This window comes from Patescibacteria group bacterium (assembly GCA_038065255.1).
Lineage (GTDB): Bacteria > Patescibacteriota > Patescibacteriia > JACQRZ01 > JACQRZ01 > JBBTRI01.
The window spans coordinates 144786-146937 of sequence record JBBTRI010000006.1 but is presented as its reverse complement, the minus strand read 5'-3'; the positions used below and the strand labels follow the sequence as shown (position 1 = coordinate 146937).

Sequence of the window (2152 nt, the reverse complement as noted above, 5' to 3'; positions counted from 1 at the left end):
GCATTAAGTCGCAAGGGGGTTCAAAGAGGACACAACACGAAACTGAGGAATTTTTCCAGATGAAGAGCCAAACGCTCAACGCCAACCAGATCGCCCAGATCGCCAGTGCGGTCGCTCAGGTCATCGGCGGACAGCAGCCCGACGGCAAGCCCGGTCGCGGACGTCGCGGTGGCAAGTCGCCCCGCGGTGGTCGTCGCCCCGGCAAGCCCCAGGATCGCAAGTCCCAGACCATCAACACCCTCGACACGATCGCCCGGAACGTCCGAACCATGAGCGACGACACCGCTCACAAGACCATCACGACCCTGATCAAGAGCGTCGGTCCCAAGGTTCTCGAGATCGCCAAGCAGCAGGATGCCAAGCTGGAGTCGCCGAACGGCGTCTCTTCGCTCAACGACCTGTCCTACGGCCAGTTCAAGAACATCGTTCCCCAAGCCATGAAGGCCGCAGCCGAGAATCAGCCGGATGTCTACACCGAAGACTTCATTCGTGATGTCAAGCACATCCTCGGCCAGGTCGAGCGCAACAGCCGCGCCTTCTCCGAGATGCGCTCCAGCATCAACACGGAAGTCGCGAACGGCAAGCTCAATGTCCATCTGGCGTCCTACTTCAAGGTCACCACAGGCAAGCGTGCAAGCCTCGCCCTCCGCGGACTGGCGGCGATGAACGAGAAGCCGGCCCAGCCGACCCATTCGTTCAACGCCGTCAACGCTCAGGCGACCTTCCAGGCCATCATCGCGAAGTCCGGCAAGGACATCAACAAGCTCTTCGCCAATCACGAGAGCTCGCTGAGCGCCCTCAGCAACTTCGCCTACGGTTCCCAGCAGCTCGGCAAGTCGGTCTGGTCTCAGGCCTGCGCCAAGGTGGACTACGCGGTCGTCGCGCAGATCCGCGTCGAGTCGTCGGTCACCCAGATGAAGGTCCGCAAGGCCAGCTAGACCACCCCCAATGGCAACGTGCAACAGTTTCGAAACAGCAAATCGGGAAGCCGGTGGATCTCAGCCTCAGTGCTACGCACTCAGGTAAATCCACTTGCCAAAGTAGGGCTGCTGCGCGACCACAACCGCCTTCCATCGGTCCATCAAGATCGATGAACTAGCTTTTCGCCTCTCCAATCACTGGTGCGGTAATAGCGAGGGCGGGCCCCAGACCTCAACGTTCGAACCCTTCGAGGAACACATGCCATTCCAGGCACCTCGTATCGGGATCTCGAACAATGAGGTCTTTTTTTATTTACAATTACTGAATACTATGCCATACTTTTTTATATGAAAAAAATACGAGCACAACTCCGAGGTAAACAATTTCATGTCATTGTTGAGCGGGATAATGACGGGTATTACACGGTAGAATGTCCTCTATTTCAAGGTTGTTATACTCAAGGAAAAACACTTGATCAGGCATTAAAAAACATCCGAGAAGTTATTGAACTCTGCCTTGAAGAAAAGAATAATCAAAAAGTCCTCTCCAACCACAAATCATCTGAATTTAGCGTTCATACCATTTCCTTATAATGTGTGACAACTATTCCCACTTTTTCATTTAAAGTTGTCTTATCTACATTTGAAAAGATGGGATACTATGTCGTAAGGCAAAAGGGTAGCCATGTACGGCTTCATCATTCCCATCGAAAACCTATAACCATTCCTCATCATCGAGAAATTGGTAGAGGTTTACTTGCAAAACTTCTTCGTGACTCAGAACTCACTCTTGATGAATTTATCAAAAATACATAGATAGTATCTGTCATTTATACACTTGACAGACTCTATTGACATTTTGTAAAATATATGCTATACTGTGCCAATTAGATACATGGCATAATTTGTTCTTTTACCTGGCTATTTAAGTTCTAATGAGGATATCTCCTTTGGAAGACCCTACGGACTACGGCGGTAGGAGTCGGAGAAATTTTCCAGTAGGAAAATATTCGTGTCTGACAAAGGAGATGTCCGATATTAGAACGCATGTGCCGCATAGCGCTCTCTGAATGGGTTTTCCATTCGGAGGGCACTGTGCGGCATACCAGTACGCACATACTTCCATTAGGCATGGTGAAGTCTGATGGAAACCATCAACGCAAAAAGCTCAATACGAAAGGAAAGAAATTGAGCAAGACGGATTCGAAGAAGCTCCACATTCACGGCAACGA

At 50.6% G+C, this 2152-nt stretch carries 3 protein-coding genes; all 3 read left to right on the top strand.

Annotation, left to right across the window (positions count from 1 at the left end):
- The coding region (locus AAB400_02430; GenBank protein ID MEK7648757.1) for a hypothetical protein at positions 1-938 on the top strand (938 nt) is incomplete at its 5' end.
- A 330-nt stretch (positions 939-1268) separates the two neighbouring features.
- Positions 1269-1514 carry a type II toxin-antitoxin system HicB family antitoxin gene (locus tag AAB400_02425; protein ID MEK7648756.1) on the top strand — a complete coding sequence of 82 codons (246 nt, stop codon included), beginning with the start codon at positions 1269-1271 and terminating at the stop codon, positions 1512-1514.
- Between the two features lie 3 nt (positions 1515-1517).
- Positions 1518-1736 carry a type II toxin-antitoxin system HicA family toxin gene (locus AAB400_02420; protein MEK7648755.1) on the top strand — a complete coding sequence of 73 codons (219 nt, stop codon included), beginning with the start codon at positions 1518-1520 and terminating at the stop codon, positions 1734-1736.
- The last annotated feature ends 416 nt before the right edge of the window (positions 1737-2152 follow it).